1 protein-coding gene is annotated in these 414 nt (G+C 48.8%); it reads right to left on the minus strand.

Annotation, left to right across the window (positions count from 1 at the left end):
- Nucleotides 1-3: 3 nt before the first annotated feature.
- The coding region (locus I6E24_RS16740; RefSeq protein ID WP_235329839.1) for a transposase at nucleotides 4-414 on the minus strand (411 nt) is incomplete at its 5' end.

Here is a 414-nt window from a genome sequence, read left to right on the forward strand (position 1 = left end):
GGTTCATCCGACATTTCGCGTGATGCGGCAATCATGCAGTGCATATAGCCTCAATTCAAAGTATCGTTCATCCCTAAATCCATATGCCGTTCTCTTCATGACCTTTATCTTGTTGTTGATGCCTTCTACCTTTCCGGTCGATATATGGCAGTCATACCATGCGAGTATGCCTGTCCTGTGTGCCGTTACCGTAGCTGCCATCTTCACCAATTGCGGCACTTTGCTCTCCCGGGCTTGCTTTACCCAATCCGACATAACCCTTTCGGCATCGTCCTTATTGACCTGCATCCAGATTTCCCTGAGCTGTTCTTTCAGGTAGTATGCCTGCGACAGGGGCTTGTTCATATCCAGCGCGTTGTCAAGCCGTGTCTTATACTCCTTGTCGAAGATATCCGCCCCATTACTCAGTAACAG

Source organism: Bacteroides caecigallinarum (assembly GCF_021530995.1).
Taxonomy (GTDB): Bacteria; Bacteroidota; Bacteroidia; order Bacteroidales; family Bacteroidaceae; genus Phocaeicola; species Phocaeicola faecigallinarum.